The sequence below is a fragment of the Pseudoalteromonas sp. Hal040 genome (assembly GCF_037162425.1).
In the GTDB taxonomy this organism is placed as follows: Bacteria; Pseudomonadota; Gammaproteobacteria; order Enterobacterales; family Alteromonadaceae; genus Pseudoalteromonas; species Pseudoalteromonas gelatinilytica.
On sequence record NZ_JARLUU010000001.1, the window covers coordinates 1134768 to 1147210 of the forward strand.

Genomic DNA, 12443 nt, shown 5'->3' on the forward strand with positions numbered 1-12443 from the left:
CAGTGCATATTAAGCTAGAGACAGCTTGCTGAGTCAAGTTAAAACTTATTTAGAATCACTTCTTGGATGAAACGGCTGCCAAAATAAGCAAGTGATAAGATAAAAGCGGCTATCATGATCGAAAACACCACAGGCTTACCACGCCAGCCTTGACGCAAATGTCCCACAGTAACAACCGTGAAAATCAGCCATGCAATTAACGATAAAACAGTCTTATGAATAAATTCACTCGCAAACATACCTTCTAAAAAGATAAATCCAGAAAGAAGTGCAAAAGTGAGCAAGATAGTGCCGAGTGTGAGTAATTGATAAAGCTGACGCTCAACCACCATTAATGGAGGTAAGTGGCTGTGTACAATTGCCAAGTCTTTGCGTTTTAAACGCTTATCAATAAAGTAGAACTGCACAGCGTAGAGTGTTGATATGATCAGCACACAATAGGCCAACAGCGATAACGAAATGTGAGTGACTAAGCCAAGTTCGACATCGATTGAATGTAAAATCACATGATGCGGTATAAATAAACTGGCTAAAGTTAGTATGGCTGCAAAGCCATAAACTACGGGCAATAATAATGTAGCAGGGAATTTAAGGGATACTGCCGTCACGGATACCACAATGACCCAACAGGTTAATAGTGCAACGTTGACGATACTCAAATCTTGTCCGTCAGCACGAAATACAGAATTAACCAGCAATAACATATGAGCAAGGATAGCCACAGTGCTGAGTATCACCGTGAGTTTTTGGCTTGGACCTTGTTTGTGGAAAAGACGTGAAAGCACATGCGACGTTGCTAACACATAAAACAAACTAGCAATAATAGTTAAACTAATAATCATCGTGTTTTGGCCACTTAATTTATATCGATAAATCCTTGTCTCTTTGATGCCATTGTATTTTATAGCAAGGAAAAAGCATAGAGTTTGTAAAAAGAAACTCAAACTGCACACTTGAACACTGTATTGTCGACCACCATTTACGGTATACTGCTAGGAATTAAATTTTAATATTGCCTGTATTGTCGCCAAACTTGTTTGATTTATGTACATTGCAGGTGCAACACGTTTTATCGGAACCTTTACATGTTTGAGAATCTCCAAGAACGCTTAGGTAAAACCTTAAAAAATATCAGTGGCCGCGGACGCCTAACTGAAGACAATATAAAAGATACATTACGCGAAGTCCGCATGGCATTTTTGGAAGCGGACGTAGCATTACCTGTTGTTCGTGAATTCGTTAAGCAAGTTAAAGAACGCGCCGTAGGTGTTGAAGTAACAAAAAGCTTAAGCCCAGGCCAAGTCTTTATTAAGATTGTTCGTGAAGAACTTGAAAAAGCCATGGGTGAAGCTAACGAAGAACTGAGCCTTAATGCACAGCCGCCAGCGGTCGTGATGATGGCGGGTTTACAAGGTGCGGGTAAAACCACCAGTGTTGGTAAACTAGCTAAATTCTTAAAAGAGCGTAAAAAGAAATCTGTATTAGTTGTGAGTGCCGACGTTTATCGTCCGGCAGCAATCAAGCAGCTTGAAACACTTGCTGATGAAGTGGGTGTTGAGTTCTTCCCAAGTGACATTTCACAAAAGCCGGTTGATATTGCGACGAATGCTATTTCACATGCGAAGAAGAAATTTATTGATGTAGTGCTAGTCGATACCGCAGGTCGCTTACACGTTGATAGCGACATGATGGATGAAATTAAAGCACTACATAGTGCAATTAATCCAATCGAAACTTTATTCGTCGTTGATGCGATGACAGGTCAAGATGCTGCAAACACTGCAAAAGCATTTGACGAAGCGCTGCCGCTAAGTGGTGTGATCTTAACCAAGACTGATGGTGACGCCCGTGGTGGTGCTGCATTATCAATTCGTCACATTACTGGTAAGCCAATTAAATTTATGGGTGTGGGTGAGCGCACTGATGCACTTGAACCATTCCATCCAGACCGTATCGCTTCGCGGATCCTAGGCATGGGTGACGTACTTTCATTAATCGAAGAAGTCGAAATGAAAGTCGATAAAGAGAAAGCGGCTAAAGTTGCAGAGAAAGTATTTAAAGGTGATGGTTTTACATTAGAAGATTTTGCTGAGCAACTTCGTCAGATGAAAAATATGGGCGGTATGATGTCGATGCTTGATAAGTTACCGGGCATGCAAAACCTGCCTGATGCTGTTAAAGGCCAGATGAGCGATAAGACCTTTGTACAAATGGAAGCAATCATTAGCTCTATGACACCTAAAGAGCGTGCACGTCCTGAAATCATCAAAGGTTCTCGTAAAAAACGTATTGCTGCAGGTTCTGGTACTCAGGTGCAAGAAATCAATAAACTGCTTAAACAGTTTACGCAAATGCAGAAGATGATGAAGAAGATGAAAGGTAAAGGCGGCATGATGAAAATGATGCGCGGCATGAAAGGAATGCTTCCGCCGGGAATGTTAGGCGGCGGTCCTAAGTTCTAAGCATCCATACTTTCATTAAAAAGGAGCAAATCGCTCCTTTTTCAATGGATAAATTATGCATAATTGTTACGCTGATGTAATATCTAACGCTCAGATCAGTGTTTAATCAACTTAACTTACATTTTGCCGCAGTTCTTACTTGCAATATTACAAAAAACTCGTACAATTCCCCGGCTTCCCATATTGGGAAGTAAATCTTATTAATGAAAACAGTCAATCTATGTAGAGGACGGTATGGTAACTATTCGTTTGCAACGTGGTGGCGCTAAAAAACGCCCTTTCTATCAAATTGTGGTTGCGGATAGCCGTTTCTCGCGTGACGGTCGCTTCATCGAGAAATTAGGTTTCTTTAACCCTATCGCTGCAGGTCAGGAAGAAAAAGTACGTTTAGATTTATCTCGTGTTGATCACTGGGTAGGTCAAGGCGCATCTCTTACAGATCGCGTAGCTAAGTTAGTTAAAGACGCTCGTAAAGCGGCTTAATAGGCGTAAGTGTAACCATGAGTCAAGAGAACACCTCTATTATTACAGTAGGAAAGCTCGGTGCCCCATATGGTATAAAGGGCTGGCTTAAGGTGCATTCATTTACTGATGATCCCGAAGGGATCTTCGATTTCAGCCCATGGTTGATAGGGCAACAAGGTAAATGGCAGACCTTAGAAGTGGTCGACTGGCGTCGCCACAACAAAGGCTTTATCGCTAAAGTTGCGCAAGTAAACGACCGAGACGAAGCAATGGCTTTGACCAATGTAGAAATCTCAGTAGATGCAGCGCAGCTACCAGAATTACCGCAAGGTGAATTCTATTGGCGAGATCTCATCGGCATGTCTGTTGTAACCGATAAAGGTTATGACTTAGGTATTGTTGATGACCTAATGGAGACAGGGTCAAATGACGTTTTGGTTGTGAAAGCAAACAAAAAAGATGCATTTGGCCAAGCAGAACGTTTAATTCCTTTCTTAACAGATTCTGTTATCAAAGAAGTTAAGCATGATGCGAGAGAAATTACCGTAGACTGGGACCCAGGGTTTTAATGTCACAAACGAGTTCACTATGGGTTGGGGTTATTAGCCTTTTCCCGGACATGTTTGATGCGATTACCACCCAAGGTGTTACTGGTCGCGCAGTTAAAAATGGTCTAATCGACTTTAATTGCTGGAATCCACGTGACTATGCGACTGATAAGCATAGAACTGTGGACGATCGTCCTTACGGGGGCGGTCCTGGTATGTTAATGATGGTAGAACCATTGAAACAAGCTATCCTTGACGCTAAAAAGGCGGCAGGTGATGGCGCTAAAGTAATTTATATGTCCCCGCAAGGGCGCAAATTAGATCAGCAAGGTGCAACTGAGCTTGCACAATCAGAAAAGTTGATTCTAATTGCCGGTCGCTATGAAGGTATAGATGAGAGAATCATAGAATCATACGTTGACGAAGAATGGTCAATTGGAGATTTTATTCTGAGTGGTGGTGAATTACCCGCTATGACGCTAATTGATGCAGTAGCACGATTAGTTCCAGGTGTGTTAGGTCACAATCAGTCAGCAGAGCAAGATTCATTTTCGGATGGATTGCTTGATTGTCCACACTATACACGGCCAGAGACATTGGATGATAAACAGGTGCCTGCTGTATTACTCAGTGGAAACCACCAAGAAATCGCTAAGTGGCGCTTAAAGCAATCACTTGGTCGAACTTGGCTTCGTCGTCCTGACTTGTTGCATAACCTAGCTCTGACTGAGGAGCAAGCGGCACTACTTGCAGAATTCAAGCAAGAGTACCAACAAGCTTGTGGCTAGAAGACAGTTACACCTAGGAAAGTGAGAAATATAATGGCAAAAGTAAACCAAAACATTATTAAAGCGCTTGAAGAAGAGCAGCTTAAATCAGACGTACCAGCATTCGGCGCTGGTGATACAGTAGTTGTACAGGTACGTGTTAAAGAAGGCGAGAAAGAGCGTCTACAGGCCTTTGAAGGTGTTGTAATCGCTAAGCGTAATCGTGGTCTTCACTCAGCATTCACAGTTCGTAAAATTTCGAGCGGTGAAGGTGTTGAGCGTGTATTCCAAACGCACAGCCCTCTTATCGATAGTATCTCAGTTAAACGTCGCGGTGCTGTTCGCCGTGCGAAACTTTACTATCTACGTGAGCGTTCTGGTAAATCTGCACGTATTAAAGAGAAACTTAACTAATACGCGCGTTTTTACTACGCAAAATAAAACGGGTTGCAGCTTCTGGTTGCAACCCGTTTTGGTTTTTAAAGCGAAAATTTCTCATCACTCCCTTCTCTATAGCATCTCTGTAAACACTTCGTCTTTTGCAGCATTCTATATAAATCATTTTGTTATTGATTAGCAGCCGGTACATTAGTGTTGTATCTTGCTACCCCTTTGTACTTCAGTCTTTATCCTGTTACTATAATTCGTATTGAAAGCTTTACTTTTTTGTATATATAAATTTACGTTTTAGGGGTTGAGGTGTAATAACGTGGTAACAGTGAATGAGCTAGCTGATTTAAGAGCTGGAATAGATGAATGTGATGCGCAATTGGTGGCATTACTGGCTAAACGTAATGGTATAACAGAAAAAATTGGGGCAATTAAACAACAAATTGGCGCACCATTACATGCGCCTGATCGTGAGGCAGATTTACTTGCAGCTCGTCGACAAGAAGCCGTCGCTCAAGGGGTTAATCCTGAGTTAGTGGAAGATATACTTCGCCGTATGATGCGTGAAGCATATCAAAATCAGCAAGGTAGCCTTGCTTGTGCTGCACCTCAGCTATCGCCGATAGTGATTGTTGGTGGTGAAGGGGCAATGGGCCAGTTGTTTGCTCAGCAGTTTACACGTTCTGGTTATGAAGTTCGTATTTTAGATAAAGCACAACAAGCACAAAGTGAAGCGATATTAAAAGGGGCTAAATTGGTTCTTGTTAGTGTGCCAATTAATGCGCTTGAGCAAGTTGTTGCAGCATTACCGACGCTTGATGATGATTGTTTGTTAGTTGATATTACCTCGGTTAAACAAAAGCCTTTAAAAGCACTTATGGCAGCTCATAACGGTCCTGTTGTGGGATTACACCCCATGTTTGGTCCAGATATTTCGCATTGGGTTAAGCAAACGGTCGTTGTCTGTGAGGGACGCAATCATGAAGTAGCGCAAGGTTTATTGGCACAATTACAGGTGTGGGGCTGTCAAGTTGTTGAAATGGATGCTAAAAAACATGATGAAGCAATGCAGATCATTCAGGTAATGCGCCACTTAACGACTTTTGTATACGGGCAGTTTCTTGCAAAGCAAAGTCATACACTCGCAGAGCTTCGTAGCTGTTCATCACCTATATATCAGCTCGAGTTAATGATGGTAGGGCGCTTATTTGCCCAGTCACCTGAGCTTTACTCTGACATTATGCTGGCACAATTCGATGATGTAGAGTCACTGTTGGCTAATTACCAAGAAACCTTTGCTGAAACGCTCGAAAAGCTTAAAGCAGGGGATAAAGCATCATTGATTGCAGCCTTTGCTGATGCGAAAGAATACTTCTCAGATGCGACAGCACATTTCTTAACGCAAAGCCGCAGCTTACTCAACAAAGCAAATGACGCAAAGGTACTCGATTAAATAGTGCTAATCGATAAAAAAGCCCGCAACTAAGCGGGCTTTTTATAATTTCAAATTCTCTTAAGTCTCACCAATCTAGTGTCCACTTACTGAGCCGGGTAACGCACCTGTGTGGTGGTTAATTAAGCCCCATTGATACAGTAAGTCAGTCATATCAGATAGGCTGAATAAGGTCATGCTTAGACCTACTATCGTCAACACGATGGTATAAGGTAGCGCCATGTAAACCATGCGGCCATAAGATAGCCTTAACACAGGGGCTAACGTTGATGTAAGCAAGAATAAGAACGCAGCTTGTCCATTTGGGGTGGCAACACTTGGCAGGTTGGTACCGGTATTGATTGCTACAGCTAACAAATCAAACTGATCACGGGTAATTTGACCTGCCTGTAATGCAGCAGCCACTTCATTGATATACACTGTGCCGACGAAAACGTTATCGCTGACCATCGACAGAATACCGTTGGCTATAAAGAACATCACCAGTTGTAGCTGACCCTCAAAGGTCAGAACCCAAGATATTACAGGCGTGAATAAATGTTGGTCGATAATCACCGCAACAATCGAGAAGAATACGCACAGTAAGGCTGTGAATGGCAAGGCTTCTTCAAATGCTTTACCAAGCTGATGCTCTTCAATGATACCTGCACTGGCTGTTGCAAAAATAATTACAGATAAACCAATTAAACCAACTGTTGCCAAGTGAAGGGCCAGACCAATGATCAACCAAACAGCAATAAAAGCTTGAATAGCTAAGTTCACTTTATCGCGTGTAGTGCGTTTTTTCTCAAGCTTTTTAGCGTGATCAGCTAAAATCGTGTGAATTGGTGCAGGTAGTTTTGCACCATAACCAAATGCTTTAGTCTTTTCGAGTAAAAAGGTTGTAGCAATACCGGCAATCATCACAGGCAATGTGATTGGCAGCATACGGAAGAAAAATTCGCCGAATAACCAGCCAGCTCGCTCAGCAATGATTAAATTTTGTGGCTCACCCACCATAGTACATACACCACCTAAAGCTGTACCGATTGATGCATGCATTAATAAATTACGTAGAAAAGCACGGAACTCTTCAAGTTCTTGACGGTTTACAGGGCGCACTTGGTTGTCATCATTAATATCATGCTCACTGTTTGAGTCTTTACCAGATGCCACCTTATGATAAATGCTGTAAAAACCCATTGCGACCGCAATGACCACAGCCATTACAGTTAACGCATCTAAGAAAGCAGATAAAAATGCGGCTGAAATGGTGAACGACAGCGATAACACGGTTTTACTACGCACCGAGACAACAAGCTTTGTAAAGATATACAAGAGTAAATCTTTCATAAAGTAAATGCCTGCAACCATAAAGATAAGTAGCAGTATTACATCGATATTTTGAACTATTTCATGTTCAACTTGGCCGGCGGTCGTCATCCCAATAAACAACGCCTCTATTGCTAACAAGCCTCCTGGTTGGAGAGGGTAGCATTTCAGTGCCATTGCTAATGTGAATATAAACTCTAAAACTAGCACCCAGCCAGCAACATAGGGATTAAGTTGAAATAAAATAGGGTTAATCAGTAAAAAAGCCACAATGGTGTATTTATACCATTGTGGCGCTGTACCCAAAAAATTCTTAAATATTGCTGTCAAAATGCTTTGTTGCATTGATGTACCCCAAGGTTGAGCTTTATTATTAATGCTAAATTAATGCAGATGTTTCTAGCTGTAAATAGATACTGTTTAATATTTTAGTATATCTAAAGTATTGTGGTTTGGTGCGCTTTTAAGCCAAAAGGTCATTTATTTACCTAGATCTTCTAGATTTTTATGCACACCAGAGTTAGTTTACTTGTTAGTTGCTGATCATCTGGTACAATCAGTGGGTTGATCGCCAAAGGCGGTAAAAGTAGTTGCTAACTCAAGTGGAAATTGAATGAGAATTTTTAAAGCGAAAAGCCCAGCAGGTTTTGCTGAAGAATACATTGTTGAATCTATTTGGAATGGTGACTTTCCGCCTGGCTCAATTCTTCCTGCTGAACGTGAATTGTCAGAACTGATTGGTGTAACACGTACAACGTTACGTGAAGTACTTCAGCGTCTAGCCCGTGACGGTTGGTTAACAATCCAACATGGTAAACCAACTCGGGTAAATAACTTCTGGGAAACTTCAGGTCTTAACATTCTAGAAACGCTAGCACGTCTAGATGAAGACAAAATGCCAGAGCTAACTGATCAATTACTTTCGGCACGTACGAATATCAGCGCGATTTACACTCGTGCAGCAATCAAGCTAGCGCCAGAGCGCGTTATTGAAATTTTATCGCAAAGTGAAGAGCTTGAAGACAGTGCTCAAGCATTTGCTGATTACGATTATAAAGTTCATCACGAACTGGCTGTCGCAGGTAATAACCGCATTTACGTGCTTATCTTAAATGGCTTTAAAGGCTTCTATTCAAAAATTGGCTGTCATTACTTCTCTGATTCACGTACACGTGAATTAGCACGTCAGTTTTATAAAGATTTAACCGAATTGGCAGAGCGTCGTGAACATGACGGTGCGATTTCTATGATGCGTAAATACGGTCATCAAACAGGTGAAATCTGGCAGCAGATCCGTGGTGACATGCCTGAAGATATCATGGACTAAGTATCTAATATTGATCTATCATTTTAAGAACCCAGCGAAAGCTGGGTTTTTTGTTTTAGTTATTTTTAAGCACCGGAAGTACTTCAGCGCTTTCATCATCAAGCATCGCTAAAACACTGTTAAAATCATGTTTGGGGTACCAGCCTAGTTGCTGCTGCGCTTTAGTTGAATCGTATACTCGGTCCAAACAAGTTGGTAATGGCCAGCCTCGCTGCTTGAAAGCATCTGCTAAAGTAGGGATCCGTTCTGCAATGAGTTTATCTGCTTGCCTATATAATTGCTGGCAATCTTCTTTTGAATAGGGCGTAACACCGGAAATGATGAAGCGATTAAAACCATTGAGTTTTTTCTCAATCGCACATAAATGTGCATGAGCAACATCACGCGCGTCTATACCTCTACTATTGCGAAATAGCGCCATAATATCAGCAGCTTCAGGAAAGCAGCGAGACATTTGTAAAACCGTGATAGGCAATGTGTGCTTTATTGAAATCGCCTCAAGTTTGGCTTCTGCGGCAATTTTAGTTTTATGATAAATAGATTTTGGCTTTGGTATAACCTGTTCGGTTATCCAGCCTGTTTTATCTAATGGTGTGGATGCTGAACCATAAAGCGCTGTGGTGCTGGTAAAAATAAACTGTTTTACACCAGCTTCTATTCCTAACAGTGCAAGTTGTTCGGTCGCGTCCACATTTATAGTGTAAAAATTATCATCAGAGTGCAAGCCAACATGTGGGGCATGTAAAGCAGCTGTGTGTATTATCACATCTACGCCATCTAGCGCTTGTTTAATTAAATCATGATCACGTATATCCCCCACATAATCAGCAGTGGAGCAGGGGGTTTTATCTAAACCAACCACATCATAATTTGTCATTAACTTAATATAGATTGCACGTCCAACACGACCTGCTGAACCTGTGATCAGGATTTTCATTTTTCTACCTAGTTATTCGCGTCATGCATATTTTATCAGATCTTAGCCGCTGATTTTGCAGCTATTGGCTACTGTTCTATTTTGGGAATCGCTCAATATGGTTACGAATCAATTTTTCCGATTGAGCATATCGCTTTTTTCGATTGTTCATTTGTCTGTAACCTCATTAAACTATCTTGCAAATTATCAATGCTTACTCTTGGTTTTTGCTATTTAGTAACCATATCTAAGTGAGTATTGCATAGGCAATTGGAAATAAACTCAAATATTTGGAGATAAAAATGGGTGTATTAGTTGGCCGTCAGGCACCAGACTTTACTGCAGCAGCTGTTCTTGGTAACGGTGAAATCGTTGAAAACTTCAACCTAAAAGAAACTATCAAAGGTAAAAAAGCAGTTATCTTCTTTTACCCGTTAGACTTCACTTTCGTATGTCCTTCTGAGCTAATCGCTTTTGACAAACGTTTTGAAGAGTTCCAAAAGCGTGGCGTTGAAGTAATCGGTGTTTCTATCGATTCACAATTCTCACACAACGCATGGCGTAACACTGCCGTTGCTGACGGTGGTATTGGCCAAGTTAAATATGCACTAGTTGCAGACGTTAAACACGAAATCTGTCAAGCATACGACGTTGAGCACCCAGAAGCTGGTGTTGCTTTCCGTGGTTCTTTCCTAATCGACGAAGAAGGTAACGTACGTCACCAAGTAGTTAACGACCTTCCTCTAGGCCGTAACATCGACGAAATGCTTCGCATGGTTGACGCACTAGCGTTCCACAGCGAGCACGGTGAAGTATGTCCAGCTGGTTGGACTGAAGGTAAAAAAGGTATGGACGCAAGCCCTGCAGGTGTTGCTAAATTCCTTTCTGAAAACGAAGGCGACCTATAATTTAGGCCTAAGTTAAAGAATTAAAAAACCCGCCAATTGGCGGGTTTTTTGTTTTAAGCTTTATGCTTCATTAGGCGTTCTTTTTCACGCGCCCAATCTTTATTTTTTCCGTCTTCACGTTTGTCGTGCATCTTTTTACCTTTAGCAAGGTGGAACTCCAACTTCACCCAGCATTTTTTCCAGTACATTGCAGTCGCGATTAATGAAAATCCGTCGCGTTCTGTTGCACCGATAAGACGATCGATTTCACGCTTATTTAAAAGTAACTTACGATAACGAAGTGGATCGCAGATTACATGAGTAGAAGCACTGTTGAGAGGCTGAATTTGACTGCCAAGTAAAAATGCTTCGCCGTTTTTAATGTGAATATAAGTCTCAGAGATGTTTACTTTACCAGCTCGGATACTTTTTACTTCCCAGCCCTGTAGTTCAACCCCTGCTTCGAACTTATCGTGTAAAAAATACTCATGACGCGCTTTTTTGTTAAGCGCGATGGTATTACTTGTCGATTTAGATGATTTTTTCTTAGCCATAGTGGCTCATATTATACGTAAAAGCAGCGTTTTTACATCGCTTTTTTAAGGCTTTGCAGAAATTTTCGCGTCACTAAAATTTGGGGAAATAGCTAAAGCTTGCTAAAATTCGCCGACAAAGTTGGGAGTGGATATGCCGCAGATAGAAAAAAGTGCGCTGGTAATGTATAGCAGCAAAGAAATGTTTGATTTAGTGAATGATGTTGATGCTTATCCTGAGTTTTTACCACATTGTTCAGATGCAAAAATCATTACTCAGCAAGCCAGTGGCATGACGGCCAGTTTGGAGATCTCAAAAGCGGGTTTAAAAAAGTGGTTCACGACGGAAAATACTTTTATTGACGAACAAACGGTTGCCCTTCGCTTAGTTGATGGCCCTTTTAAAAAGTTGCAGGGTAAATGGCACTTTTTACCGCTGGACGATAAAGCATGTAAAGTGCAGCTTCACCTAGAGTTTGAATTTGCCAGTAAACTCATTGAGCTTGCGTTTGGCAAAGTGTTTAACGAAGTGGCTAAGAACATGGTTAATGCATTTACACAACGCGCTAAAACGGTATACGGAGTTCGCCCATGATAACGGTAGAAGTAGTGTTTGCTTTACCAACAACAGCAACCAGTTTATTAGTAGAAGTGCCAGTAGGTACTACCGCTGAGCAGGCGGTTATTAAGTCTGGTATTATCGAGAAGTGCCCTGAAATTGATGCAAATGATTTAACTCTGGGTATTTGGAATCGCACATGTAAGCTTAATCAAGAAGTGAAGCAAGGGGATCGTATTGAGATTTATCGACCTCTTATTGCGGATCCGAAGGATGCACGTAGACGCCGAGCAGAAAAAGCAAAAGAAGAAGGCCGAGCTAATAAAATTACAGGCGGGCGCCCACTTAATAAGGCATAAAAAAGGGTAGCTTAGGCTACCCTTAATTAATTCGAATTAATATTACTCTTGTTCTAACGGTGTATTAAATTCGCTAGGTTGCTCATAATCACCCGATAATGAAACAAGCTTATCATTTTCAAAGTTAATAACGAGCGATTTACGCTGTTCGTTACTACGGTCGATATTAAATACATACAGGTAATGCCAAGTATTGTTATCGAAAGAGTCTTCAGCGACAGGCTTTCCTAGTACGTAAAGAACTTGCTCGCGAGTCATATTAACACGTAGCTTATCTACATCTGATTGCTCTAAGAAGTTACCTTGTGGAATGTTGATACGGTAAACCCAGCTTGAACACCCTGCTGTAGCACTTAAAGTAAGGGTAAGTACTAACCAAAAAGAAAAAGTTTTAAACGACTGCATTATTTGTTTGAATCCTTATTTTTTATACACTGCATGATACCGATTAGTCACAGAAGGTAAA

The 12443-nt window shown here is 41.3% G+C and carries 15 protein-coding genes; 10 read left to right on the forward strand and 5 right to left on the reverse strand.

Features of this window, described 5'->3' with window-relative positions:
* Positions 1–38: 38 nt before the first annotated feature.
* Positions 39–842, reverse strand: coding sequence for a cytochrome C assembly family protein (locus P4S60_RS05000; protein ID WP_063700149.1), 804 nt, complete (start codon positions 840–842; stop codon positions 39–41).
* A 243-nt stretch (positions 843–1085) separates the two neighbouring features.
* On the opposite strand from P4S60_RS05000, the gene ffh reads away from it, so the two are divergent.
* From ffh to tyrA, 6 genes are all read left to right on the forward strand, one after another.
* Entirely contained in the window at positions 1086–2462 is a 1377-nt protein-coding gene (ffh, locus tag P4S60_RS05005; protein ID WP_337115229.1) for a signal recognition particle protein, read from the forward strand.
* Positions 2463–2696: 234 nt separating this feature from the next.
* Positions 2697–2945 carry a 30S ribosomal protein S16 gene (rpsP, locus tag P4S60_RS05010; RefSeq protein WP_337115230.1) on the forward strand — a complete coding sequence of 83 codons (249 nt, stop codon included), beginning with the start codon at positions 2697–2699 and terminating at the stop codon, positions 2943–2945.
* A 17-nt stretch (positions 2946–2962) separates the two neighbouring features.
* Complete coding sequence (gene rimM / locus P4S60_RS05015; RefSeq protein ID WP_063700143.1) at positions 2963–3496, forward strand: ribosome maturation factor RimM; 534 nt, start codon at positions 2963–2965, stop codon at positions 3494–3496.
* Positions 3496–4263, forward strand: coding sequence for a tRNA (guanosine(37)-N1)-methyltransferase TrmD (gene trmD, locus P4S60_RS05020; RefSeq protein ID WP_063700141.1), 768 nt, complete (start codon positions 3496–3498; stop codon positions 4261–4263). The genes rimM and trmD overlap by 1 nt, the downstream gene beginning before the upstream one ends.
* Positions 4264–4296: 33 nt before the next feature.
* Positions 4297–4656, forward strand: coding sequence for a 50S ribosomal protein L19 (gene rplS, locus P4S60_RS05025; protein WP_063700138.1), 360 nt, complete (start codon positions 4297–4299; stop codon positions 4654–4656).
* A gap of 295 nt (positions 4657–4951) precedes the next feature.
* Positions 4952–6085, forward strand: coding sequence for a bifunctional chorismate mutase/prephenate dehydrogenase (gene tyrA / locus P4S60_RS05030; protein ID WP_337115231.1), 1134 nt, complete (start codon positions 4952–4954; stop codon positions 6083–6085).
* Between the two features lie 75 nt (positions 6086–6160).
* Here tyrA and nhaB read toward each other — a convergent pair whose 3' ends face one another.
* Positions 6161–7741: a sodium/proton antiporter NhaB gene (nhaB, locus tag P4S60_RS05035; protein ID WP_063700133.1), complete on the reverse strand. Its 1581-nt coding sequence runs from the start codon at positions 7739–7741 to the stop codon at positions 6161–6163.
* 268 nt (positions 7742–8009) lie between these two features.
* Between nhaB and fadR the strand changes: the two genes are divergently transcribed.
* Positions 8010–8723, forward strand: coding sequence for a fatty acid metabolism transcriptional regulator FadR (fadR, locus tag P4S60_RS05040; RefSeq protein ID WP_054561887.1), 714 nt, complete (start codon positions 8010–8012; stop codon positions 8721–8723).
* Between the two features lie 55 nt (positions 8724–8778).
* Here fadR and P4S60_RS05045 read toward each other — a convergent pair whose 3' ends face one another.
* Positions 8779–9660: an NAD-dependent epimerase/dehydratase family protein gene (locus tag P4S60_RS05045; protein ID WP_337115233.1), complete on the reverse strand. Its 882-nt coding sequence runs from the start codon at positions 9658–9660 to the stop codon at positions 8779–8781.
* A gap of 281 nt (positions 9661–9941) precedes the next feature.
* Here P4S60_RS05045 and P4S60_RS05050 point away from each other — a divergent pair, with 281 nt between their 5' ends.
* On the forward strand, positions 9942–10547 hold the full coding sequence (locus P4S60_RS05050) for a peroxiredoxin C (protein ID WP_063700129.1): 606 nt from the start codon (positions 9942–9944) through the stop codon (positions 10545–10547).
* A gap of 53 nt (positions 10548–10600) precedes the next feature.
* Here the strand turns inward: P4S60_RS05050 and smpB are convergent, their stop codons facing one another.
* Positions 10601–11080 carry an SsrA-binding protein SmpB gene (gene smpB / locus P4S60_RS05055; RefSeq protein ID WP_063700124.1) on the reverse strand — a complete coding sequence of 160 codons (480 nt, stop codon included), beginning with the start codon at positions 11078–11080 and terminating at the stop codon, positions 10601–10603.
* A gap of 133 nt (positions 11081–11213) precedes the next feature.
* Between smpB and P4S60_RS05060 the strand changes: the two genes are divergently transcribed.
* Together P4S60_RS05060 and P4S60_RS05065 are read left to right on the forward strand one after the other, a co-directional pair.
* Positions 11214–11654, forward strand: coding sequence for a type II toxin-antitoxin system RatA family toxin (locus tag P4S60_RS05060; RefSeq protein WP_054551726.1), 441 nt, complete (start codon positions 11214–11216; stop codon positions 11652–11654).
* The gene (locus tag P4S60_RS05065) at positions 11651–11977 is read left to right on the forward strand and encodes an RnfH family protein (RefSeq protein ID WP_063700122.1); all 327 of its coding nucleotides are present in this window, start codon (positions 11651–11653) and stop codon (positions 11975–11977) included. Before P4S60_RS05060 ends, P4S60_RS05065 begins: the two co-directional genes overlap by 4 nt.
* Positions 11978–12019: 42 nt before the next feature.
* On the opposite strand, the gene P4S60_RS05070 is transcribed toward P4S60_RS05065, so the two are convergent.
* Positions 12020–12382, reverse strand: a complete 363-nt coding sequence (locus P4S60_RS05070; protein ID WP_063700119.1) for an outer membrane protein assembly factor BamE — start codon at positions 12380–12382, stop codon at positions 12020–12022.
* Between the last annotated feature and the right edge of the window lie 61 nt (positions 12383–12443).

Coding starts and splice junctions, on each gene's coding strand:
- P4S60_RS05000 (WP_063700149.1), bottom strand. CDS start 842: ATGATTATTAGTTTAACTATTATTGCTAGTTTGTTTTATGTGTTAGCA.
- ffh (WP_337115229.1), top strand. CDS start 1,086: ATGTTTGAGAATCTCCAAGAACGCTTAGGTAAAACCTTAAAAAATATC.
- rpsP (WP_337115230.1), top strand. CDS start 2,697: ATGGTAACTATTCGTTTGCAACGTGGTGGCGCTAAAAAACGCCCTTTC.
- rimM (WP_063700143.1), top strand. CDS start 2,963: ATGAGTCAAGAGAACACCTCTATTATTACAGTAGGAAAGCTCGGTGCC.
- trmD (WP_063700141.1), top strand. CDS start 3,496: ATGTCACAAACGAGTTCACTATGGGTTGGGGTTATTAGCCTTTTCCCG.
- rplS (WP_063700138.1), top strand. CDS start 4,297: ATGGCAAAAGTAAACCAAAACATTATTAAAGCGCTTGAAGAAGAGCAG.
- nhaB (WP_063700133.1), bottom strand. CDS start 7,741: ATGCAACAAAGCATTTTGACAGCAATATTTAAGAATTTTTTGGGTACA.
- fadR (WP_054561887.1), top strand. CDS start 8,010: ATGAGAATTTTTAAAGCGAAAAGCCCAGCAGGTTTTGCTGAAGAATAC.
- P4S60_RS05045 (WP_337115233.1), bottom strand. CDS start 9,660: ATGAAAATCCTGATCACAGGTTCAGCAGGTCGTGTTGGACGTGCAATC.
- P4S60_RS05050 (WP_063700129.1), top strand. CDS start 9,942: ATGGGTGTATTAGTTGGCCGTCAGGCACCAGACTTTACTGCAGCAGCT.
- smpB (WP_063700124.1), bottom strand. CDS start 11,080: ATGGCTAAGAAAAAATCATCTAAATCGACAAGTAATACCATCGCGCTT.
- P4S60_RS05060 (WP_054551726.1), top strand. CDS start 11,214: ATGCCGCAGATAGAAAAAAGTGCGCTGGTAATGTATAGCAGCAAAGAA.
- P4S60_RS05065 (WP_063700122.1), top strand. CDS start 11,651: ATGATAACGGTAGAAGTAGTGTTTGCTTTACCAACAACAGCAACCAGT.
- P4S60_RS05070 (WP_063700119.1), bottom strand. CDS start 12,382: ATGCAGTCGTTTAAAACTTTTTCTTTTTGGTTAGTACTTACCCTTACT.